We start from the raw sequence: 24,121 nt of genomic DNA, 5'->3' as shown, positions 1-24,121 counted from the left end.
ATGAAAATCAATTTGCAACTGTTCGTTATATCTTCATTCTTATTGGTTTCGTGTGATAATAATTCAATGCGTGATGAAGGAGCGAAGAGCAAAAACGATTCATTATCAAAATTTACGAAAAACATTAAAGAGAATGTTGTATATGTCCAAGGGGGTAAGTTTCAAATGGGGGACTTTGGTATTGAGCATTTGGATGAACACTTACCTATTGATAGCAATAGTGACAGTAAACCATTACACGAAGTTGAGTTAAGTAGCTATTCAATTGCGAAATTTAAAACAACAAATGAACAGTTTCAATATTTTCTTCGCTATGAAAATTTAACTTTAAGAAAAGCAGGCGATATAATTAATCAAAAAGGTTGGGATGGGCTAAACAAAATAAATAATATGCCAGCACATGCTGACTGGACAGAAGCCGAACAATATTGTAGCTGGTTAGCCAAGGTAACTAATTTACCGTTTTCTTTGGCTACTGAGGCTCAATGGGAGTATGCGGCTCGTAGCAGAGGAAAATTTCTAGTAGTAGGAACAAATGATGGGACATGGAAAGTTGATAAAGATGGAAGGGGCATAAACTTTTCGACATTAATTGATAGGAAGTTATGGGCCGAAAAAAACGATATTTCATTGAAAACATTAACTGCTTTACCAGTAGGGATTTATCCACCGAACCAACTCGGTATTTATGATATGTCGGGTAATGGTTATGAGTGGGTAAAGGATTGGTATGATCCCAACTACTATAAGTACTCATCAATGAAAGATCCTCAGGGTCCTGAAGAGAATAAATATAAAAATTTCGAAGGGAAAGCAATGAAAGTTGCAAGAGGTATATCATATTCGGATCCAGGAAAAGGAACGACCATAACCAGAAAAAGTCGAACTATTGATAATAATGGCCATTTACCAATTTCCTATACTATTCGATGTGTAGTTAATAGCCCGCATCCAGTGCAATGAATTTTCATTTACAGGGGTTCCTGTCTTCCATGGGTTAAAATGACTATGCGTTTATGTGTCATATTTATCTGCTTATTTCCTTTGAGTGGATGTGATAATTTATCTTCAGATTCAACGTTGCAAGATGAGGTTGCTACGTCGACTTTTATTACTAAAGTAAAGTCGAGTTTGGTATACGTCAGAGGTGGGACGTTCATGATGGGAGACTTTGGCGTTGAACATAACAAAGAACACTATCCCCTGGATTTGAATCAAGACAGCAAGCCACTTCATGAAGTTGAATTAAGCAGTTACTCAATTAGCAAATACTAAGTTACGAATTCTGAATATCAATTTTATTTAAAAAAATCAGGAGGGAAAATGCGAAGTTCCCCAGAGATGCAAGAGGAATGGGATTCTTTAAATAAAATTGGTGACATGCCAGCCCACGGTGATTGGTATGAGGCTAATAATTACTGTAGTTGGCTTGCAAAAGAGTCGAAATTGCCTTTCTCGCTTGCTACTGAGGCTCAATGGGAGTATGCGGCACGTAGTCGGGGAAAATACCTGGTGGTTCCGACAAATGATGGGACCTGGAAAGTCGATGGTCTTAATGGGGGTAACGTCCCTACTGACAGAGACCGTTCAAACTGGGCTGAGAAAAATGGGATAGCAGTTGAGGAGCTTAGCGCAATAGCTGTAGGACGATATCCAGCTAACCCATTGGGTTTATATGACATGGGTAGTAATGGATTTGAATGGGTAAGTGACTGGTATGACCCTGACTATTATAAACATTCTGCCAAGAAAGATCCTAAAGGGCCGGACACACCCACTTGGATAAATCCCTATGGAAAACATTCTAAGGTAATGAGAGGAGATGAAGTATCAGGGCCAGGGCGAGGGCAGTCGGTGGTGAGAAATAATAAATCACCAGATAACAATGGTCGTCTGCCAATAGCAAATACATTTCGGTGTGTTGTTAACTCCATAACTCCCGTGCAGTGATGTATTAAATAAGGAGTGCTTATTCCTTGGGGTAATAAATGATGATGAGATTGTCTATCCACTTAATCCTTTTATTGTCATTGATTGGATGTGATGATTTTTCATCAGATTCAATGGAAAATAAAGAGCTTGCGATTTCAACATTCATTTCTGAAGTGAACTCTAATCTTGTATACGTCGAAGGAGGGACGTTCCAGATGGGTGATTTTGGTGTTGAGCATTATAAAGAGCATCTTCCTTTAGATGCCAATAGTGACAGCAAGCCATTACATAATGTAGAGTTGGATGGATTTTCCATTTCTAAATATAAAACAACTAATGAAGAGTTCCAGTATTTTCTCAAAACGAATGGATCGCCAATGAGGAAAACTAAAAACACTATAATTCAAAGAGACTGGGATGGTCTTAATAAAATAAAAAATATGCCTGCTCATGCTGATTGGTATGAGGCAGAAAAATATTGCACTTGGCTATCAAATATCACACATTTACCATATTCATTAGCGACAGAAGCTCAATGGGAGTACGCGGCAAGAAGTCAAGGTCAATACAGAGTAGTAGGAACTGATGATGGAACCTGGAAAGTTGAAAATGATGGTCGAGGCATTAATATTGGCACTACGAAGGACAGAAAAGAATGGGCTAAAATGAATAACCTCTCTTTTGGATCGCTGACTACCATGCCGGTAAATAAATACCCCCCAAATCCATTAGGCCTTTTTGATATGTCAGGTAATGGATCAGAGTGGGTTAAAGATTGGTATGACCCAAAATATTACAGCCACTCCCCAGTGAAAGATCCTCAGGGCCCTGAAAATCCTACTTATAAAAATTACAATGGTAAATACGCCAAAGTAGTTAGGAATATTGATCTTTCTAATCCAGGTAAAGGGATAACAGTTAGTAGATCGAACGAGTCACCAGATAATGATGGTGATTTGCCAATGTCATTTACATTTCGTTGTGTTGTAAATAGTCCATCTCCGGTGCAGTGATTTTTTAAAATTATGATAGCAGCCTTCTTTTCGGGTAAAGATAATGATAGTTCGCTTATGTTCCTCGTTAATCTGCTTATTGACTTTAGGTGGATGTGATAAAATTCCCTCAGATCCAATCGTGCAAGATAAGACTGTTACGTCAATTTTCATTACCAAAGTGAAGTCGGACTTGTTATTTGTAAAAGGTGGAACGTTCATGATGGGAGACTTCGGCGTTGAACATTATGAAGAACATTTACCTTTAGACTCTAAGAAAGATAGTAAGCCATTGCATGAAGTAGAGCTTAGTTCATATTCAATAAGTAAATATCAAGTTACTAATATACAGTACCAATACTATTTGAAACAGGCTGGTAAAAAAAATCGGCAAAATTCTTTGATGCAAAGTGAATGGGACTCGTTGAATAAAATACCAAATATGCCAGCTCATGCTGACTGGTACGAAGCAAATGGATATTGTGAATGGCTGGCCGGGATATCGAAATTGCCGATTTCATTAGCCACTGAAGCTCAGTGGGAATATGCGGCTCGTAGTAAGGGGAAATATCTGGTTGTACCAACTGATGATGGGAAATGGCATGTTAATGGAGAAAAAAATAATGTTGCAACATTTAAAGATAGAAATGTTTGGGCTAAAAAAAACAACATAGCTATTGGCTCCCTGAGTGCTTTACCAGTAGGGAGTTACCCAGCAAATCCAGTTGGGTTATATGATATGGGTACGAATGGATTTGAGTGGGTTAAAGATTGGTATGATCCAAATTATTATCAACACTCATCAAAAATTGATCCTCAAGGCCCTGTAAATCCAACGTGGAAAAATTACGATGGTAAGCATACCAAAGTGATGCGTGGAGATGAAATATCAGGCCCAGGTCGAGGAATTGTTGTAGTAAGAACTAACATGAGCCCTGATAATGATGGAGATTTACCCCTCGCTATGACTTTCCGTTGCGTTGTTAACAGCTCATCTCCCATTAATTAAATTCCCTTCTCAAATAAGGACATTAACGATGGCGAACAGACCTACATTAAATGGCAAACCGGTAGCGTTAAAAGGCGACAAGACCAGCACCGGAGGTGTAATTCTTGAGGGGCTGGACAATCATACTGTGCATGGCACGCCAGTCGCGCGTGAGGGAGATAAAGTCTGGTGCCCCGCTTGTAAGCAGACCGGTACTATTACAACAGGTGCTGGAATGGCGGGCACTAAAGTTAACGGCATTCCTTTTGCTGTTCATGGCAGTGCTGTTACCTGCGGCTGCTCCAATCATACTGTGATTTCACCTGGGCAGGCATCAAAAACAACATTGTCATCTTCAGCTGTGACAGAAGCTGAACCTGAACAGCATGCACAAGCAACTAAAAAGCCGAACTCTGGAGTTGACGCCATTACCTTGGTTATTGGCGTATTTTTTGATGGGACAGGGAACAATGCTGTTAATACTCGATCCCGATTGGATAATTGTACTGCAAATGAGCAGGGCCTTAACGATGAAGAAGCTATTTCTGTAATGAAACAGTGCCGGGCAAATGATTTTGGTAAGATTGGTGATATTGGCAGAACGAGCTATGATGGCTATTACACTAACATTCATTATTTACATGAGATGTATTTAGGCAACGAAGTTGTAGATAACAGTGTTCAGCTCGCAGTATATGTACCAGGTATAGGGACACGCAATGATTCCAAAGACAGCAAAATCAGTATGGCGCTTGGACTGTTGGATGAAGGGGTAGTGGGGAATACTGATTTTGCGATTGATGAGATTAATAAAGGATTGAAATCATTACTTAATGAAATCCATGTTAAGAACATATCCAATATCAAATTTGATATTTTTGGCTTCAGTCGTGGTGCAGCCGCAGCTCGTCATTTTGCAAATAGAGTAAATAAAAATGATAGAGCTATTATTCAAGCAGTTACTCGCTCTCTGGATGATGTAAGTTGTGGTGTTAATCTTTTATCGTCAAATTTGAAAAATAGATTTTTAGGCCTATTTGATACAGTTGCAGCTATTGGTAGTATTACTGATGGCTTTAATGTTCACGATAGTAATATCGGCGATGCTGATCTTTATTTGCCTGTTGGTGTGGCTGATTATGTTTTCCAATTGGTAGCAATGCATGAATGCCGTTATAATTTTTCATTGAATAGTGTGAAGCCCGGCTATCCAGAGTTATCAATTCCGGGAGTGCATTCCGATATCGGTGGGGGATATAATCCTATCGAGGAAGAATTTTATTTTATTAGTCGGCCTCGCTTTATTGTTGAAAATAGAGGGGTTCCGGATGATGAAACACAGGCATATAAAGATGCAATTGATCAACAGTTAAAATTAAAAATGTATGATAACATTCGTCCGTTAATGACAAATGCAAATGTTTCCGTCCAAACCTGGTCAGATGATTTTGTTTCAAAAAATGATTTTGGTATTAAGAAAAGGGTTGGTGCCGCTGTTACGTTAAAGAGACAGGTGAGCAATGCCCTTTCAACGATTCCATTAAATATTATGCTTGATGCTGCAAAAGATGCTGGTGTTTATTTCGTTCAAGAAGCAGAAAGTTTGTATCCAGTTCCTGATGAATTACTCTCAGTATTTAAAAAAATGTTAATTCAATCGAGAGCGATTCGTTTCGGTGGTTCTGTAGGTGAACTTTCATGTGAAGATATGGATCTTTTAGGAAAGTATATTCACTGCTCTGCTAACTGGAATAGTGTAATGCTCGATAGTAAGAGGAAAATAACAGGTGCAGTAAAAGCTTCTGAATTAATTAGTTTTGTGAATCGGCCCGGCGAGCAATGGAAAAGATCCTGTTTTGATCTTAATGGTAGGAGAGTGTAATTGATGAGCATGCCCCTTAAGATGAATATTTTTCTTTGTACAATATTCTTTAGTTATGTCTGTCCTGCTGCCCCAAAAAACCCGCCATTACCTTACGGTGAATGGACGTATGTTTTTGTGTATCCAAGCTATCTTCCTGCCCAAGTGACTTATGTACGATTTCTTGATACTGATGGTTATCTGAATCAAAATTTCGCGCCTGATCTCACGACTGCGGACAGTAAGAGTGTCAACTCTTGGAGAAAGAATATACTGAGGAGTACTGCTATAGCTAACAAAGGTATAATGCCACCACAATGGATACAAATATGTTGGGATTCTTTGGTGGATAAGAAAGTTTACCAGACAACCTTGGAATTTCCAGCTAAGGTCTGGAAGTTGATGCGTCAACCTATAGCTACGCCCTTAGGTGATTATTATCGCAATAATATGGTTATTGGCGTTGCTCCCGAAGGTAAGGTTCGAGCTTGGTTCAATACGCCAAGCATTCTTGGTGGTGAAAATATTCAGATAGCCGAAGGAAAAACTGTAAGCGGCAATGATTTAACCCTCTGTAAAGATATTGGGGCCTATAAAGGAGGCTATAAATTGTCTGCTGCGGCTAAAAAGTTTGTGGAAGGGAAAAGCTATCCTTACGGGAAATGGTGATTTTCACTACTCGTTACATGATGCTAAAAATTAGATTCTATAACTCTTGTTAATATTGGTTAATTGGCTTTGTCAACAGGCCTTGCGATAATTGGAAAAGAGCGATTTATGATATTAACGGGAATCTTCAATGACTAAATTTCTGCTAAAAGTTCCGATTTATTATTTATTTATGTTGTGGGTTTCATTCTCTTACGCTAAGGAAAAAAATCCACCACTACCGTACAAAAACTGGAGCTATGTTTTCATTTATCCTAAAGCATTATTTGCAGAAGTAACATTTGTACGGTTTCTTGATACAGATGGCTACCTAAACACTAATCCATTACCTGATTTAACTACTGAAGACAGAGAAAGCGTCAATTCATGGAGGCGTGATATTCGTCGACGCTCTGCCATTTCTAATAAGGGAAAGATGCCGCCGCAATGGATGCAGTTTTGCTGGGACTCGTTGGTGGATAAAAAAGTATATCAGACAACAATCGAATTTCCGCCAAAGGTTTGGTCTATGATGCGTACGCCAATGCCCGCCTCGATAGGGCCATATTTCCATGATAATATGGTCATCGGTTTAGCCCCTGGCGGAAAAGTACGAGCCTGGTTTAACATGCCCGGTGAGAATAATATTCTTATTGGTGATATTAAAACGGTAAGTGACCATGAGTTGACGACTTGCAAGAATAAAACGGCATTTAAAAATGGGTATTCATCTTCTCAAGAATTACTTTCTGCTATCAGAGGAAAAACCTACCCTTATGGAAAGTGGTGATTTTCCTACTCGCTACCCGGTGCTAAAAATTAGATACTATTATGCCTGTGAATCTCAATGAGTTGCCTGAACCCAAGCCGATACCCCTAAGGCCAAAGCAAAAAAAGGGAGTTGTACTCCCGTTACTGATTACACTATTGATAGGATGGGTGCAAAGATATCACCCTAGTTTATTATCATCGCTTTCGCCTCAGTTAAAAATATTTATAATTTTTGCTCCATTGGTAATTGGCGTCATTATTTTTATCCTGCGATTACGTCGCTATGAGAATCAAAGGGAATATGCTGAGCAGTGGAATGGAGTTCGTAATGCCACTGAGGCCGCTTTAATTAATCATGGTCAACAACCGGTTTTATTACTCGACACTTCATACCATACGCCGCTGGCGAACCATAACATAGTGAAATTGCTGTCAACTCAACTGCCTGAATTAAAGCCAGCCTTTATAGAGGCTTTAGGTAAACCATTAAGTGTTCGTTTATTCGCACCCTCAGTGACAACGGATGACTCGCATTACTACGGTGAGCAGTTAACACTGCACCTAAAACAGGTCTTAGCCTCCCTTGATGCTCAACGTTTCACTGAGCCTTGTTACGTGCGTGTCAGGCATAACGAAACGGTGGGCGATATGGCAATGCGTGCATTTGTGGGCCGAACACTGAACCAACTCCAGTTGCCTTTTAGTGAGGTTGTGATTGACCACCAGGGCGACGGTTTGATGTGGATCGACGACTGGCTGGACGGCGGTATTAGCGCTTCGCTGGTGTTATCGATTGAAATTGAGCTGCAGCTCTCGCCCGTGGCCGAAAGCAGCGAGGTGGTGAGTGCAGCATTAATCGCATTACCTCACATTAAACAGCCTCAGCACCTGAAACCTGTCGCTGCCATTCATCGACCTAATCGTTGGCAACAGTCAGAGGATGCTTTGCCTGAATCGCTATTGTGGGGTCATATCAGCCAACAGCAGCCCTTCTTTGTCTGGTTAAGCCAGCTATCTCAAGAAGCGGAAGTCGATGCGGTGGTGAGGCTGAATCAGGCAGGATATTTAATTAATGAAAAAAATACTCACCATCTCGATCGTTCATTAGGTAAGCCACTAGCTGCAGCAGGCAACATGTTGCTGATCTGTGCTAGTGAGCAATTTAATGCAACTCATCAACCCCAATTGGTCATGCTCCAGGATAAAACGGCTCATAGCGGTGTAATACGCGAATATCAGCAGGGATAAAAAATGAAGATAAGACGCCTAAGCACATGGATTTTAATTTTGTGTTTGTTAGTTGTTGGTGGCTGCGCCATTTGGATGGCTAATCCGCTCGTGTCGTTGACCGACGATAACCAAAGAATTAAAGCTAGCCTCGGGCTGTTGGTAATATGTTTGCTGATCATTATTGCAGATGGTTTAAATCTCTTCGGTTTGTCTCGCCTGGCTTCCCTCGATTTTTTTAACCGCTTTACACCTGATCGTGCTCCAGAAGATGTGCGACCAACAGGAACGCTGAGTGAACTGCAACAACACCTTCGATACCGCTATGGCCGTAACTGGGGACGTCGTGTGCAACTGCTGATGGTGTTGGGCGAAAGCCAGCATGTAGAACAGCTGTTGCCGGGGCTGGTCCAGCAGCAGTGGCTGGAGGGCGAGGGCAATGTGCTGATTTGGGGCGGTAGCGCCACAGCAGCACCAGATAGTGACAAGATTGCCGCGCTGCGCAAGCTGCGTCGTCAGCCGCTGGATGCGTTGATCTGGGTGAGTGACGATCAGCTGGCACGCCAGTCGGCACAGGTTGATGCGGTATGCCGACAGTTACACCAGCACTATCGCGCCCTGGGTTGGCAATTACCGCTCTATCTGTGGGAGGTGCAGCAGAGCCATTGGCAGCAGGATGCACGCATGACCCAGCCGGTAGGGTGTTTACTGGCTCACAATGCATCGCCGGAATCACTGGGTGAGGGGCTGCAGGCTTTGACGCCGCAACTTAGCCGCCAAGGCATGCAGCAGATCATGCAGAATAACAGCCACGATTTTCTGCTGCGTCTGGCGCAGCAATTAGCGAGCAGCGGTGCACAGCGTTTGAAACAAAGCTTGCAGCCGTTGCTGGCAGGGCCACACAGCTTGCCACTGGCAGGCGTGATGTTCAGTCTGCCACAAACCACTCCTCACACACTGGCGGCTCATAGTTGGTTAGCCGATGGCAGCTGGCAGAGCCTGCTGGCGGATGTGCCTCATCGCAGTGCTCGTCGATTAGGTGTCGCGTGGGAAAAAACCGCACAGTGGGGTGTGATCAGTTTAGCGGCGCTATGGGGCGCAGGCACACTGGGCGCTTATCTCACCAATCGCCATCAAATAAACAGCAGTCAGTTGCTGGCTCAGGCTGCGGTGAAGCCTCATTCTTCGTTGGACCAACATATTTTGCATCAGCTGGCACTACAGCAGCAGATTGCCCGTTTGCAATATCAAGCCGCGCAGGGCGCACCCTGGTATCAACGCTTTGGCCTTGATAGCAGTCGCCAACAACTGGCCGCGCTCTGGCCATGGTATGCGCGCAGTAATAATGAGTTGATGCGCGATGCCACCGCATCTCATCTTGAGCAGCAACTTGCCGCGATGCCAAAAGTGGCTAGCCGCAATGATTACAACCATCTCAAAGCGTTACTGATGATGGCGCATCCAGAAAAGAGTGATGCGGCATTTCTCAGCAAGACCTTATTGAGCAGTTGGCCTGAACGTGCAGAAGTTGATGCAGGATTGTGGCGCAGCAGCGCACCGGCGTTATATGGCTTCTATGCACAAAATCTGCCGCAACATCCGGCGTGGCGTATCACGCCAGATGCCAGTCAAATTAGCGCCGCGCGTCGCACCTTATTACGCACCACCGCAGCACGTAGCCTGGAAGACAAGCTATATCAGCAGATGATGCACCAGCTCGTTCCTGCCTTTAGCGACATGACCCTGAACCAGATGGTAGGTGATACTGATGCCGCTTCACTGTTCACCACCGATGACGTCGTACCGGGGGTGTTTACGCGCCAGGCCTGGGATCAACAAGTGAAGGCTGCTATTGCCAAACGGGTGGATCAGCGTCGGGAAGCCTTCGATTGGGTGCTGAGTGATAACAGCGCAACAGCAGCGGATGATTTGTCGCCTCAGGCGCTACAAGCGAGACTCACTCAGCGCTACTTCACCGATTACGCGGATGCATGGCAGCATTTCCTCAACAGCCTACGTTGGAACAGTGCGGAGAACCTCGCGGATGCCATTGATCAGATGACATTGATGACCGATGCGCGCCAGTCCCCACTGGTGGCATTGATGAGCACCGTGCAGTACCAGGCAAGAGCGGGTGAAGCGCTGGCTCCTGACAATAAGACACTGTTTAGCGCCGATGACGCCGCAGGCAAAGCGCCCACCACGTTGCCAGAACCGTTGGCAGCCACGTTTGGACCGCTGTTTGCGCTCAGCAAGGGCGATGCGGGCGGGCAGGGCAACAATAACCTCAGCCTGCAAACCTTTATGACGCGAGTGAATCGTGTGCGTCTGAAACTGCAGCAGATCACCAACGCAGCCGATCCGCAGGCCATGGCGCAGTCACTTGCTCAAAGCGTGTTTCAGGGGAAATCGGGGGATTTGGCGGACACCCGTGATTACGGCAGTCTGATGTCAGCCAGCCTTGGTCAGGAGTGGAATGGCTTTGGTGACAATGTCTTTGTGCGTCCGCTGGAGCAGGCCTGGCAGCAGGTGCTGTCACCGACTTCGGAAAGTCTGAATAGCCAGTGGCAGCAATCGATTGTCAGTGAGTGGGAGAAGTCTTTTGCCGGGCGCTATCCGTTTAATGCCACCCAAAGTGATGCCTCTCTGCCGCTGTTGGCGAAATACCTGCGCAGTGACACCGGGCGTATCGATGCCTTTATCAAATCGCGGTTGAGCGGTGTGTTGCACAAAGAAGGTAACCAGTGGATGCCGGATGCCATCAACAGCCAGGGCATGCAAATCAACCCGGACTTCCTGAAAGCAGTCAACCAACTCAGTGCGCTTTCCGACATTCTGTTTGCCAGCGGTGACGCAGGAATGCGATTTGAGCTGATGGCACGCCCTTCACGCAATGTGGTGCAGACCGACATCACCATCGATGGACAAGACATCAAGTATTTTAACCAGATGGAGAGCTGGAGCGCGGTGAGCTGGCCGGGCAATGTCTATAAGCCTGGCGTATTGCTGAACTGGTCGAGTGTCAACGCCGGAAGTCGCCAGTATGCCGATTATCAGGGAAGCTGGGGGCTGATTCGCTTGCTGGATCGCGCCACGGTGAAGCAACTTGATAGCAGCCGCTATCAGTTGACCTTCGCCGCACAGGATGGCCTGCCGCTGAACTACATTCTTCGCACTGAAGCCGGCTCCGGCCCGTTAGCGCTGCTGGCGCTGAAAGGATTCCGATTACCTCAGCAGATATTTTTGTAATCCATGAACAAATCCACACGAAAACGTGTTCGCCATAAGTGGCTAAAGCGAAAGCAGCGTGAGCAGCGTATAGACCTGCGCATTATGCGCGGGATCTTTTTTGGCGCACTGACAGGTATCCTGTTTTTCGGCTTTTTTGGCGTGAGGGGGCTTTGGCACTCATGGCACCAAATGATGTACTGGCAGAAAACCGAAGGTGTGATTGTCGATTACATTGAAAGGACGCGTTGGAAGACAAAAAGCGACGGTGACTACTCTTGCGAAAATGGCGTCTGTTACTTTGGCTCCGAGCGCGTCACTCGCATCCCAATTGTGGAATATCACTCGGCAGATGGTCAGCTCCGGCGCGTCAAAACGAGTGCTAACAGTTGGCTCGTCAGCGTTCAACGCGGTAATCATGTCACCCTCTACTATGATCCACAACACCCTGAAAATGCGCGGATGCTGTCGTTTTCCGGCGAGTTAGTGATGCTGGCAGGCTTGCTGTTGCTGATTGTGTTTCTGGTCAGAGTGATGCTGGCTACGCGTCACTCTATCAGCGCGCCCAATCCTGACAGTAAGGCGTCTTTATAATCGCATTCATTCTTTGCACGAATGCTACGGTCCTCGAACCGCTATTCACCTCTTCAGATTAAACACCATCATGATGTTACAAAAACTGATTCAACGCTGCTTCGGGCAGCGCGATGCCGATCAACAGGCGCAACAGCAGCTTGCAGCGTGGCAGCCGTGGCTGCAACCCATTAGCGCATCCTCTCCCGTTGGTGAAGACCCTTCCTATGAGGATGATTTCCAGCTGATGCGCGAAGAGGTTAATAAACTCTCTGGCGTGGATACCGCACTGATCGCGCAACTGGCGGAAAAACAGCTGACGCAGCAGTGCAAGGATGTCCGTGTCGCCACCTATTACTGCTGGGCGAGATTACATCAGGAGGGCGATGCCGGGCTGGCGGCAGGTATCACGCTGCTGTCCGGGCTGGTGGCAAACTTTGGTGAGCAGCTGTTGCCCACCAGAGGCAAAAGCCGTAAGGCCGCGCTGGAGTGGTTGGCGGGGAGCAAAGTCCAGGACAGCCTTTCGCTGTTTCCAGAGGCCAATCGCGAAGCAATCGAACAAGCCATCGCCGCACTCGGTCTGCTCAACAGCCAGTTTGCCACGTGGGAGGCAACCCATCAGCCCGATCTGGATGGGCTGGTCAAAATGCTGGAAACCCGTCTGCAACTGGCGGGCGGTGCCAGCCAACAAAGCCCACAGGGTACACCCAGCGCAGAGTCATCGACGGCGGCAGTACAGAGTGCGCCGGTTGCCGTGACCCGGATTCAGTCGGGCCGTGATCTGCTCGATCAGGCGCGAGAACTGACCCGCTACCTGCGCGACCAACCTCAGGGCTGGCTAGCCAGTTCGCGCATGATGCGCAGCGTGCGCTGGGATACGGTGCATCAGCTTCCGGCACAGGATAGCAGCGGCAATACACGCCTGATCCCGCCGCGTACCGAACTCCGCGCCCAGCTTAAACGCTTGCATCTGCAACAGAGTTGGATGGAGTTGCTGGAGCAGGTGGAACGCATGTTTATCGAAGGCGTGAATCACTTTTGGCTGGATCTGCACTGGTATGCCAATCAGGCGCTGAGTAAATCAGGCCATCCCTATTCGCAGTGGGCGGAAATCGCCAAACGCGACCTCGGCATGTTCCTCGAACGGTTACCCGAGCTGGAAAACCAGCGCTTCAACGATGGCACCGCCTTCGCGGATGACACCACGCGCCAGTGGATTGCCCAGCACGTGCAGGGTAATCAGCCGCGCTGGCAGCCGGAAACGCGTGTGGTCAGCAGCGGCGCAGGTTATGACATCACCGCGCTGGAAGAGGAGGCTCTGACCCGCGCTGATAGCGATGGCCTGGATGCGGCGCTGCGTTGGATCAGTGACGCGCCGGAGGTCAGCACCCGTCGGGAGCGCTGGTTGCAGCGCTTGCTGATGGCGCGCGTGGCGGAGTCATGCGGCAAAAATGATATGGCACAGCATCTGCTGAGCGAACTGGACCGGGGCGATCAGTCGCTGCGTCTGGATCAGTGGGAACCCACGCTGCTGTTTGAGGTGAAAGCACGTCTGCTAAAGCTGCTGCGCCTGAAACTGCAACGCAGCGAAGGAGATAAAGCCGCGCTATCAAGACAAATCGACGCACTGCTGGCGGGCCTGGTCGCCATCGACCCGGTGCAAGCGGCGGTGCTGTTTAACACCTGATACGACAAGAACCAATGAACCAATGAGGTTTACATGGATGACTTAACGCTGCGCTATTACGAAGCGGAAATGCGTTATCTGAAAGAGGCCGCACACGAGTTTGCCCAAGCGCATCCCGATCGTGCTGCGATGCTCAATCTGGACAAAGTGGGTGACCGCGACCCTTACGTGGAACGTCTGTTTGAAGGTTTTGCCTTTTTAATGGGCCGGCTGAGAGAGAAGCTGGATGATGACCTGCCAGAACTCACCGAAGGGTTGGTCAGCCTGTTGTGGCCGCACTATCTGCGTACCATTCCGTCGCTATCAATTGTCGAACTGGCGCCGCAGCACCGGGCGATGAAAGTCAGTGAAACCCTCGACAGCGGCTTTGAAGTGATGTCGCAACCGGTGGGCAGCAAAGGGACGCGTTGTCGTTATCGCACCACGCAGCCCATGACCCTCAATCCGCTGACGCTGAGTGATGCCTCACTCCAAACCGAGGCAGATGGACGTTCGATGATCCGTCTGCGCTTTGATTGCAGTGCTTTAGCCGACTGGCGAGAAGTGGATTTGAGCGCTTTGCCACTCTATCTCAATGCCGATACGCCAGTCGCTTCTGCATTGCACCTGGCGTTAACCCGACAAACCCACGCGATTTATCTGCGCTATCCCGGACAGCCAGTGCCGGATCGCCGTCGACTGGACGGATATTTTTCGCCAAAGGGTTTTGCCTCAGAAGACTGTCTGTGGCCGAAAAGCGACACCGCATTTAGCGGCTACCAGCTGCTGTTGGAGTACTTCACCTTCCGCGAAAAGTTTATGTTTGTGGCGCTTAATGGCCTCGAACAGGTGCTGCTACCCGCCTCATTACCCTGGTTTGAAATCGATATTGTGTTGAGTGAGCACTGGCAATATGACCTGCCGTTTAACCGTGACAGCTTCCGCCTGCACTGTGTACCTGTGGTCAATCTGTTCACGATGGATGCCGATCCGCTCACCATCACCGGGCTGGAAAACGAGTACTTGCTGCGGCCACTGCGTGTGCAGGATGGGCACACCGAAATTTATTCGGTGGATTCCGTGCGATCCTCCAAACGTGCCAACGAGCAGGAGTATGTGCCTTTCACCAGCTTCCGCCATCGTGGCGGGATGCTACGGCACAATGCACCCGAGCGTTATTTCCACACACGCGTCCGACGCGGGCCATCCGGTCTGCACGATACCTGGATCATTCTCGGAGGCGACGCGTTTGAGGATGACAAGCAGCAGGCGGGCGAAACCCTGTCGCTGCGTATCACCGGCACCAACGGCCAGTTACCGCGCAAAGCGCTGCGCAGCACCTTACTCGACACCGCGTTGCAAACCACCCAGGTGCCGCTGCGGGTGCAAAATCTCTGCGCGCCGACGCTGCCTTGTTACCCACCGGCAGAAGATCGTTTTCACTGGCGCATCCTGAGCCATCTGGGCTCGAACTTTCTCAGCATGATGGATAACGCCGAGGTGCTGCGCGGCACACTGGCGCTGTATGACTGGACCGACAGCGAGATGAACCGCCGTCGTCTGGAAGCCATTGTGGAGGTGAAACATCATCTGATTCAGCGCTTTGAGCAGGGTTTCTTACTGCGCGGCGTGGATATTGAAGTGACCCTCAACAGTGATGGCTTCAGCGGCGAGGGTGATATCTGCTTGTTTGGCGAGATGCTGAATCAGTTCTTTGCACGTTACGCGGATATCCATCTTTTCAATCAGTTGACCTTGATATTGCAACCGGGAGGACGATGCCTGCGATGGAAAGAGAATCACAGCCAGCGCATTCCGGGGTGATTGCGCGGATCGCGCCAGTGATCCACAAAACCAATTTCTATCGCTTCTGTCAGCTGGTGGAAAATGCCAATGCGGGTGCTGCGCCACTGGGATCGACATCATCGCCTGCTGACGATCCGCTGCGTTTTCGGCCGCATCCAGGCATGGGTTTTCCCAGCAGTGAGATGAAGCGCGTCGAGTGGGGAGAAACCCCCGATCAGTTGCCTTCGGTGCGCACCACCTTCCTGGGCTTATACGGCGTGGACTCGCCACTGCCCACACGCTATCTCGATGACATTGCCCAGCGCCGCGAAGGGCATCAGGCCATTGAAGGCTTTCTGGATATTTTTAACCACCGCATGCTGACGCAGTTTTATCGCATTTGGCGTAAATACTCTTATCCCGCCAGCTACGAAGCGGGTGGCAGCGATGCCACCTCACAGTGTTTGCTCGGATTGATCGGCCTCGGCATTCCGGGATCGGCCCGCAAGATCGCCACGCCCATGTCGCGCTTTCTTGCGCTCCTCAGCACCATGCGATTGCCAACACGTACTGCAGAAGGTGTGCAGTCGCTGGTGACGCTGCTGGCCCCACATACGCGCGCGAGGGTGATCGCTCACTGGCCACAATCGGTGCCGCTGGCGCAACCCGCCAGCTTTAATCCGCAGCAGCGCACCTTACTGTCACAGCGCCAGGTGCTGGGCAAAGTTGGCGTCGATGCCAACAGCCAGCTGTTGCTCAAGCTCTATACCGCTGATGCCGAAGAGGCACGCGGCTGGCAACCTGGCGGTCAACTACACAGCGACCTGCTGGTGCTACTGCGGGTTTACCTGGGCTGGCGTTGCAGCGCCAAACTCCAGCTGACATTACCGCACAGCGTGCTGCCCGATGCCCGGCTGCAGCGTCACCATGTGCAGTTGGGGCGCAGCGCGATTCTGGGCTTTAGCGCCAAACGCAAGCCGGCATCGCTGCCAGACAACATCACGATAAACCTGGATGTCTACCAGGGACTGACTCCTAATCCTGTTCAACGAGAGGCCATTGATGGCGGTTATCAATTTTAAATTCGCGGCAGTCACGATACTGGGCGCGGCACTGCTTAGTGGTTGTGGTTTAACGCAGAGCGTTTCCGAAGGCACGGCTTCAATGACGCGGTCCATCTTCTATAAGAAGATCACCACGCTGCATCTCGATTTCACCACGCGCACCGGCGTTAACAGCGATGAAGGTGATGTGCCGCTCGCCACGCTGTTGCGGGTCTATCAGCTGAAGGATCGTCAGGCGTTCGATAAAGCCGATTATCAGACGTTGTTAACCCAGGCGGATAGCGCGTTGAAAGGCGACCTGCTGGCACAACGTGATGTCACCGTGATGCCGGGTGGCAGCGTGTCACTGGATGTACCGATGGATAAAGAGGCCAAATACGTGGCGGTGGTCGGTTTGTTCCGCTCGCCTGATTTGCAAAAGAACAGCTGGCGTTTAGTGCTGGATCGTGACGATCTCGACGCCGATGATGCGCGGGTGATCGTGCTAGGCAATGGCGATTTAGCGCTGAAGCACAAGGAATAGCGATGAATCCTTCGCTGTATGAAATGCTCTCCTTCAACTTTGAGGGGGAGCTGGATCTGAACCAGGTGGATGAGCGGGAGCAGGTGATCCTGTCGGTGCTGGATAATATGCAGCGCATTCTCAACAGTCGCGCCGGATCGCTGGCGCATCTGCCCGATTATGGTTTGCCGGATATGAGTGTGATTTTGCAGGGATTGCCCGCCACCGCGCATCGGCTGATGGCGATCCTGCGCTACACGCTGCTGAAATATGAGCCACGACTTAAGGAGGTCCAGCTGACCTTAATGGAACAGCGCACGCCGGGCCATCTGCGCTATACGTTAGAAGCGGAGTTAAAGCAGGTGGGATTGGTGCGTTTTGGCACCGAGTTTATGCCCGAAGGTCGCGTGCTGGTGCGCCATCTGCGGCAGAAAGGTCATCTGCGCTAAGGCAAGCGCCACAGGGGCGACTTGGTTTCCAGGTGCGCATCAATGCGCACCCTACAGTGCTATGATTCGTGGCGCTTAAACACCAACTCGTTACCCTTGCTCTCATCCGCCGCAAAGAAATAACCATCCACATCAAACTCTTTCAGCTGCTCGGGCTTGCTCAGGCGGTTCTGAATCACGTAGCGGCTCATCAGGCCACGCGCTTTCTTGGCGTAGAAACTGATCACCTTAAACTTGCCGTTCTTCTCATCGAGGAACACCGGCTTGATCAACTCACCGTTAAGCTGCTTCGGCTTCACCGCTTTGAAGTACTCATCGGACGCCAGGTTGATCAGCACCTCATCGCCTTGCTCCGCCATCGCGTCATTCAGCTTTTCTGTTAACAGATCGCCCCAGAAACCGTAGAGATCTTTCGCTGCCGGGTTGGCCAGTTTAATGCCCATTTCCAGACGGTAAGGCTGCATCAAATCCAGCGGACGCAGCACGCCGTATAAACCAGACAGCATGCGCAGGTGCTGCTGAGCGAAATCGAAATCGGCTTCACTGAACGTCTCTGCCTGCAAACCGGTGTAGACGTCACCTTTAAACGCCAGAATCGCCTGACGTGCATTGTCGAGCGTGAAGGGCGGCTGCCACTGGTTGAAGCGATCGGCATTCAGATGCGCCAGTTTATCGCTGATGCCCATCAGTGAACTGATCTGCGCGGGTGAGAGATCGCGCGCAACATCGATCAGCTGTTGTGATTTTTCTAACAGGGTTGACTGCGTAAAGCGCTGTGTCGCCAGCGGGCTTTCAAAATCCAGTGTCTTCGCTGGCGAGATAACCATCAGCATCGTGTTTGTCCTTGTTGACCCGCCTGTTTACAGGGGATTGGTGGGAATTAAGTTGCGACGAGTGTAGCAAAAAAGCTGCACGGATCGGCAAATCACTCCCATTTGTCGGCGCTATCGTAATGAGGCACTTCGTGATGTTGCGCACTGATTTGTGCGTGATATTATCCCAACAGCCTTTTACACCCTGACAGTCAACCTAAGAGAAAGAGAACCATGACGGACAAACTTACTTCCTTGCGTCAGCTGACTACTGTGGTCGCCGACACCGGTGATATCGCGGCGATGAAGCTCTATCAGCCGCAAGATGCGACCACCAACCCTTCTTTGATCCTCAACGCCGCTCAAATCCCTGAATACCGCAAACTGATTGACGAAGCCATTAGCTGGGCACGTCAGCAGAGCAGCAACAAAGAAGAGCAGCTGGCACTGGTTTCTGACAAGCTGGCCGTTAACATTGGTCTGGAAATTCTGAAACTGATCCCAGGCCGTATTTCTACTGAAGTTGACGCACGTCTCTCTTACGACACCGAAGCGAGCATCGCTAAGGCACGTAGCCTGATCAAACTGTACAACGATGCGGGCATCAGCAACGACCGTATCCTGATCAAACTGGCTTCAACCTGGCAGGGCATCCGTGCTGCTGAGCAGCTGGAAAAAGAAGGCATCAACTGTAACCTGACCCTGCTGTTCTCCTTCGCGCAGGCGCGTGCATGTGCAGAAGCGGGCGTGTTCCTGATCTCACCATTCGTGGGCCGTATCCTTGACTGGTACAAGCAGAACACCGACAAGAAAGAGTACGCTGCGCACGAAGATCCAGGCGTGGTCTCTGTTTCTGAAATTTACAGCTACTACAAGCAGCACGGTTATGAAACCGTGGTAATGGGTGCCAGCTTCCGTAACGTCGGCGAGATCATTGAGCTGGCCGGTTGTGACCGTCTGACCATCTCACCAAACCTGCTGAAAGAGTTGGCAGAGAGCGAAGGTGCGGTCGAGCGCAAACTGAGCTACACCGGCGAAGTCAAAGCGCGTCCAGCGAAAATGACCGAAGCGGAGTTCTTCTGGCAGCACAACCAGGATCCAATGGCCGTGACCAAACTGGCTGAAGGTATCCGCAACTTTGCCATCGACCAGGGCAAACTTGAGAAGATGATCGCCGAACTGCTGTAAGGTGATTGGCCGTGGCGGCACCAGTCGCCACGGTTTTGCGCTTTTCCCTCGCCTCCGCTTTGTATTATCCTCTTTGCATCCCCCTTTATTTGCCGCCTTGCGGTCAACCACAGCGATAACTCAATGGATACTTTACGTATTGGATTAATCTCCGTTTCCGACCGTGCTGCTAACGGCATTTATCAGGATCAGGGCATCCCGGCACTGGAAAGCTGGCTTGCTGCCGCGTTGACCACACCGTTTGAAATCGAAACTCGCCTGGTGCCAGATGAGCAGCCGATGATTGAGCAGGCGATCTGTGAACTGGTCGATGAGCTATTTTGCAATCTGGTGCTGACCACCGGCGGAACCGGACCGGCGCGCCGTGATGTGACCCCTGATGCCACTCTGGCGGTCGCCGACCGTGAAATGCCGGGCTTCGGCGAGCAGATGCGCCAAATCAGCCTGCAGTTTGTGCCGACTGCTATTCTTTCACGCCAGGTGGGGGTGATCCGCAAACAGTCGTTGATCCTTAACCTGCCGGGCCAACCAAAATCCATTAAAGAGACGCTGGAAGGATTAAAAACGGAAGAGGGTGCGGTGAAAGTACCGGGTATTTTCGCGGCTGTACCTTATTGTTTACAGTTGCTGGAAGGGCCTTATGTGGAAACCGATCCGCTAGTGGTAGCAGCATTTCGCCCTAAAAGCGCACGTCGTGAGACAAACGTCTGAAGATCACGCTTTTCAGGTATAAAATCTAGCGGAACTGGTGTGGCAAAATATTGACGGTATAGTAACTCCAGCTTTACAACTATACCCTAAGTACTTCGAATTGCAGGAAGGCGGCAACTGAACGAATCCCCGGGAGCATACACCAGTATGTGACTGGGGTGAATGAAGGCAGCCAACGCACCTGCGGTTTGAAGTACGAAGGGTATAAAGTAACTTTGCCTCTGGATACCGTACTATTATGGACGCACACACCACACGTCGACTAAACGGACAGGATTACAAAACCCTGTCGCTGGCTGCCCTTGGCGGGGCGCTGGAATTCTACGATTTCATCATTTTCGTTTTCTTTGCTGCTGTGATTGGCGAGCTGTTCTTTCCGGCGGACATCCCGGAATGGCTGCGTCAGGTGCAGACGTTTGCCATCTTCGCCGCCGGTTATCTGGCGCGTCCGCTGGGTGGCATTATCATGGCCCACTTTGGTGACAAAGTCGGGCGTAAGAAGATGTTCAGCCTGAGTATTCTGCTGATGGCGCTGCCAACCCTGGCGATGGGCGCATTGCCAACTTATGACAGCATCGGTATTGCGGCTCCTTTGCTGATGCTGCTGATGCGCGTGCTGCAAGGCGCAGCCATCGGTGGCGAAGTGCCTGGCGCATGGGTGTTTGTGGCAGAGCATGTGCCAGAAAAGCGCATCGGCTTTGCCTGCGGCACGCTGACGGCGGGGTTAACGGCAGGTATTTTGCTTGGCTCGCTGGTGGCGACGGTATTGAATACCACGCTCGCGCCCGCAGCGATTCGCGATCACGGCTGGCGCATCCCGTTCTTCCTCGGTGGTCTGTTCGGTCTACTGGCGATGTATCTGCGTCGCTGGCTGCATGAAACGCCGGTTTTCCAGCAAATGCAGCAGCGCAAGGCGTTGTCTGAAAAGCTGCCGCTGCACACTATCCTCGCCAGCCACAAGCGCAGCATTGTCATTTCCATGCTGCTGACCTGGCTGCTTTCAGCCTGCATTGTGGTGGTGATTCTGATGGCGCCAACGCTGATGCAGAAGCAGCATGGCATTCCGGCGGCGCTGAGCTTACAGGCCAACAGCTTCGCCACCATTATGCTGCTGTTAGGCTGTGTGATGGCCGGTTGGCTGGTGGACCGCTTCGGCGCGGCGCGAACGTTGATTGCCGGTTCGCTGCTGTTGGCGTTCTTCAGCTGGAACTTCTTCCATCAACTCGGCGGTTCACCCGAGATGTTGTTCACCTGGTATGGCCTGGCGGGATTAAGCGTTGGCGTGGTGGGTGTGGTGCCGTTTGTGATGGTGAAAGCCTTCCCGGCGGCGGTGCGTTTCACCGGCATCTCCTTCTCCTACAATGTGGCCTACGCGATTTTCGGCGGACTCACGCCCATCAGTGTGACGCTAATGATGCAGCTGACGCCGATGGCGCCCGCCTGGTACGTGCTGGCACTGGCGCTTATTGGCTTGCTGGTCGGCATCTGGTTATGGCGTGACAGCCGTCAGGCAAATGCTCGGCTGGATGTTTCACTGCACTCATCGTAGTTTTCGTTGCGCGGCGCCAGCAGGGGCCGCGCAAACCCACAAAATTCCCCCCTTCGCCGCTAATTTGTCAGAGATTGAAAATTTTTTTAGTTTTAACCCTTGATGCGCTCTGAAGCGGCCCCATTTAGTTGTCATCGAGTGATGTCAGGCAGCAAAAAAATGCCAGACAGAGCAGTTGAAAAAAGCCAGTTTGGCCGCATCTCTGCTAACAACGCAAATTGACAAGAATTTAAGTGGGAGACGTTTAGATGGGTAAGATTATTGGTATTGACTTGGGTACAACCAACTCATGTGTTGCGGTTATGGATGGTGGTAAAGCACGTGTGCTTGAAAACGCCGAAGGCGATCGCACCACACCGTCAATCATTGCATATACACAGGATGGCGAAACTCTGGTTGGTCAGCCGGCTAAACGTCAGGCGGTGACTAACCCGCAGAACACCCTGTTCGCCATCAAACGCCTGATTGGCCGTCGTTTCCAGGACGAAGAAGTGCAGCGTGATATCAAAATCATGCCGTACAAAATCATCGGTTCTGATAACGGTGACGCATGGCTGGACGTGAAAGGCCAGAAAATGGCACCGCCGCAGATCTCTGCAGAAGTGCTGAAAAAAATGAAGAAAACCGCGGAAGATTTCCTCGGTGAAGCGGTAACCGAAGCGGTTATCACTGTTCCAGCTTACTTCAACGATGCACAGCGTCAGGCAACCAAAGATGCCGGCCGTATCGCGGGTCTGGACGTAAAACGTATTATCAACGAACCAACCGCAGCGGCACTGGCTTATGGTCTGGATAAAGGCCAGGGCAACCGCACTATCGCGGTATACGACCTGGGCGGCGGTACTTTCGATATCTCTATCATCGAAATCGATGAAGTGGATGGTGAAAAGACCTTCGAAGTACTGGCAACCAATGGTGATACTCACCTCGGTGGTGAAGACTTCGACAGCCGTCTGATCAACTACCTGGTGGCAGAATTCAAGAAAGACCAGGGTATCGATCTGCACAACGATCCACTGGCGATGCAGCGTCTGAAAGAAGCCGCTGAGAAAGCGAAAATTGAACTGTCTTCTGCACAGCAGACCGACGTCAACCTGCCGTACATCACTGCAGACGCGACCGGACCTAAGCACCTGAACATCAAAGTGACTCGTGCGAAACTGGAATCACTGGTTGAAGATCTGGTGACCCGTTCTATTGAGCCACTGAAAGTTGCGCTGCAGGATGCAGGTCTGTCTGTTTCTGACATTAACGACGTGATCCTCGTCGGTGGTCAGACACGTATGCCAATGGTTCAGGCCAAAGTGACCGAGTTCTTTGGTAAAGAGCCACGTAAAGACGTGAACCCAGATGAAGCGGTGGCTGTTGGTGCTGCGGTTCAGGGTGGCGTGTTGGCGGGTGAAGTGAAAGATGTTCTGTTGCTGGACGTTACCCCACTGTCACTGGGTATCGAAACCATGGGCGGCGTGATGACGGCGCTGATCAGCAAGAACACCACTATCCCAACCAAGCACAGCCAGGTGTTCTCAACTGCTGAAGATAACCAGTCTGCCGTGACCATTCACGTGCTGCAGGGTGAGCGTAAGCGTTCGGGTGATAACAAATCACTGGGCCAGTTCAACCTCGACGGTATTCAGGCTGCACCGCGCGGTATGCCGCAGATCGAAGTCACCTTCGATATCGATGCCGATGGTATCCTGCACGTGTCTGCGAAAGACAAAAACAGCGGTAAAGAGCAGAAGATCACCATCAAAGCTTCTTCAGGTCTGAACGAAGAAGAGATCGAAAAAATGGTGCGTGACGCGGAAGCTAACGCCGAGTCTGACCGTAAGTTCGAAGAGCTGGTACAGACCCGTAACCAGGGTGACCAGATTGCTCACAGCACCCGTAAGCAGTTGGATGAAGCCGGTGACAAACTGTCTGCTGAAGACAAAGCACCGATCGAGTCTGCACTGACCGAGCTGAACACCGCGCTGAAAGGCGAAGACAAAGCAGACATCGAAGCCAAAATGCAGGCACTGATGGAAGTTTCAAGCAAACTGATGGAACTGGCACAGCAGCAAGGCCAGGCGGGCGCAGCAGATGCGGGCGACGCTTCAGCGAAGAAAGATGACGATGTTGTCGATGCTGAATTCGAAGAAGTTAAAGACAAAAAATAATTGCCCCTGACCGGGC

19 protein-coding genes and 1 pseudogene are annotated in these 24,121 nt (G+C 49.9%); 19 read left to right on the top strand and 1 reads right to left on the bottom strand.

The window, feature by feature from the left end:
• The 15 genes and pseudogenes from QMZ30_RS06175 to tssE all read left to right on the top strand — a co-directional run bounded on the left by QMZ30_RS06175 (position 1) and on the right by tssE (position 17,686).
• The gene (locus tag QMZ30_RS06175; RefSeq protein ID WP_283226732.1) at positions 1–963 is read left to right on the top strand and encodes a formylglycine-generating enzyme family protein; all 963 of its coding nucleotides are present in this window, start codon (positions 1–3) and stop codon (positions 961–963) included.
• Between the two features lie 324 nt (positions 964–1,287).
• Positions 1,288–1,950 (top strand): annotated as a pseudogene (locus QMZ30_RS06170) (formylglycine-generating enzyme family protein); the annotation flags it as partial.
• A gap of 38 nt (positions 1,951–1,988) precedes the next feature.
• Positions 1,989–2,945, top strand: coding sequence for a formylglycine-generating enzyme family protein (locus QMZ30_RS06165; protein ID WP_283226730.1), 957 nt, complete (start codon positions 1,989–1,991; stop codon positions 2,943–2,945).
• Between the two features lie 43 nt (positions 2,946–2,988).
• The gene (locus QMZ30_RS06160; RefSeq protein ID WP_283226729.1) at positions 2,989–3,933 is read left to right on the top strand and encodes a formylglycine-generating enzyme family protein; all 945 of its coding nucleotides are present in this window, start codon (positions 2,989–2,991) and stop codon (positions 3,931–3,933) included.
• Positions 3,934–3,961: 28 nt separating this feature from the next.
• Positions 3,962–5,794, top strand: a complete 1,833-nt coding sequence (locus tag QMZ30_RS06155) for a type VI secretion system family protein (RefSeq protein ID WP_283226728.1) — start codon at positions 3,962–3,964, stop codon at positions 5,792–5,794.
• 3 nt (positions 5,795–5,797) lie between these two features.
• Positions 5,798–6,442 (top strand): DUF2931 family protein, encoded by a 645-nt coding sequence (locus QMZ30_RS06150; RefSeq protein ID WP_283226727.1) that lies wholly within the window; start codon positions 5,798–5,800, stop codon positions 6,440–6,442.
• Positions 6,443–6,572: 130 nt separating this feature from the next.
• Complete coding sequence (locus QMZ30_RS06145; RefSeq protein ID WP_283226726.1) at positions 6,573–7,211, top strand: DUF2931 family protein; 639 nt, start codon at positions 6,573–6,575, stop codon at positions 7,209–7,211.
• Between the two features lie 41 nt (positions 7,212–7,252).
• Positions 7,253–8,440 carry a KPHS_23130 family T6SS system protein gene (locus tag QMZ30_RS06140; RefSeq protein WP_283226725.1) on the top strand — a complete coding sequence of 396 codons (1,188 nt, stop codon included), beginning with the start codon at positions 7,253–7,255 and terminating at the stop codon, positions 8,438–8,440.
• Positions 8,441–8,590: 150 nt separating this feature from the next.
• Complete coding sequence (locus tag QMZ30_RS06135) at positions 8,591–11,668, top strand: ImcF-related family protein (protein WP_283226724.1); 3,078 nt, start codon at positions 8,591–8,593, stop codon at positions 11,666–11,668.
• Between the two features lie 171 nt (positions 11,669–11,839).
• Positions 11,840–12,241 carry a DUF3592 domain-containing protein gene (locus QMZ30_RS06130; protein WP_502921466.1) on the top strand — a complete coding sequence of 134 codons (402 nt, stop codon included), beginning with the start codon at positions 11,840–11,842 and terminating at the stop codon, positions 12,239–12,241.
• Between the two features lie 73 nt (positions 12,242–12,314).
• Positions 12,315–13,907, top strand: coding sequence for a type VI secretion system protein TssA (tssA, locus tag QMZ30_RS06125; protein WP_283226853.1), 1,593 nt, complete (start codon positions 12,315–12,317; stop codon positions 13,905–13,907).
• Between the two features lie 33 nt (positions 13,908–13,940).
• Positions 13,941–15,710, top strand: coding sequence for a type VI secretion system baseplate subunit TssF (tssF, locus tag QMZ30_RS06120; RefSeq protein WP_283226723.1), 1,770 nt, complete (start codon positions 13,941–13,943; stop codon positions 15,708–15,710).
• Positions 15,674–16,753 (top strand): type VI secretion system baseplate subunit TssG, encoded by a 1,080-nt coding sequence (gene tssG / locus QMZ30_RS06115; protein WP_283226722.1) that lies wholly within the window; start codon positions 15,674–15,676, stop codon positions 16,751–16,753. Before tssF ends, tssG begins: the two co-directional genes overlap by 37 nt.
• On the top strand, positions 16,734–17,258 hold the full coding sequence (gene tssJ / locus QMZ30_RS06110) for a type VI secretion system lipoprotein TssJ (protein WP_283226721.1): 525 nt from the start codon (positions 16,734–16,736) through the stop codon (positions 17,256–17,258). Before tssG ends, tssJ begins: the two co-directional genes overlap by 20 nt.
• 2 nt (positions 17,259–17,260) lie before the next feature.
• A complete protein-coding gene (gene tssE, locus QMZ30_RS06105; RefSeq protein WP_182059038.1) occupies positions 17,261–17,686 on the top strand; it encodes a type VI secretion system baseplate subunit TssE in 426 nt (141 codons plus the stop codon).
• Positions 17,687–17,745: 59 nt separating this feature from the next.
• Here the strand turns inward: tssE and yaaA are convergent, their stop codons facing one another.
• A complete protein-coding gene (gene yaaA, locus QMZ30_RS06100; protein ID WP_283226720.1) occupies positions 17,746–18,519 on the bottom strand; it encodes a peroxide stress protein YaaA in 774 nt (257 codons plus the stop codon).
• Between the two features lie 213 nt (positions 18,520–18,732).
• Here yaaA and tal point away from each other — a divergent pair, with 213 nt between their 5' ends.
• From tal to dnaK, 4 genes are all read left to right on the top strand, one after another.
• On the top strand, positions 18,733–19,686 hold the full coding sequence (gene tal, locus QMZ30_RS06095) for a transaldolase (protein WP_282996052.1): 954 nt from the start codon (positions 18,733–18,735) through the stop codon (positions 19,684–19,686).
• A 123-nt stretch (positions 19,687–19,809) separates the two neighbouring features.
• Complete coding sequence (gene mog, locus QMZ30_RS06090; RefSeq protein ID WP_283226719.1) at positions 19,810–20,397, top strand: molybdopterin adenylyltransferase; 588 nt, start codon at positions 19,810–19,812, stop codon at positions 20,395–20,397.
• A gap of 238 nt (positions 20,398–20,635) precedes the next feature.
• On the top strand, positions 20,636–21,946 hold the full coding sequence (locus QMZ30_RS06085; protein ID WP_283226718.1) for an MFS transporter: 1,311 nt from the start codon (positions 20,636–20,638) through the stop codon (positions 21,944–21,946).
• Positions 21,947–22,194: 248 nt separating this feature from the next.
• A complete protein-coding gene (gene dnaK / locus QMZ30_RS06080; protein ID WP_039329423.1) occupies positions 22,195–24,105 on the top strand; it encodes a molecular chaperone DnaK in 1,911 nt (636 codons plus the stop codon).
• The last annotated feature ends 16 nt before the right edge of the window (positions 24,106–24,121 follow it).

The organism is Pantoea sp. EA-12 (genome assembly GCF_030053355.1).
GTDB classification, from domain to species: Bacteria; Pseudomonadota; Gammaproteobacteria; order Enterobacterales; family Enterobacteriaceae; genus Pantoea; species Pantoea vagans_C.
This window is presented reverse-complemented; position numbering and strand designations above follow the sequence as displayed.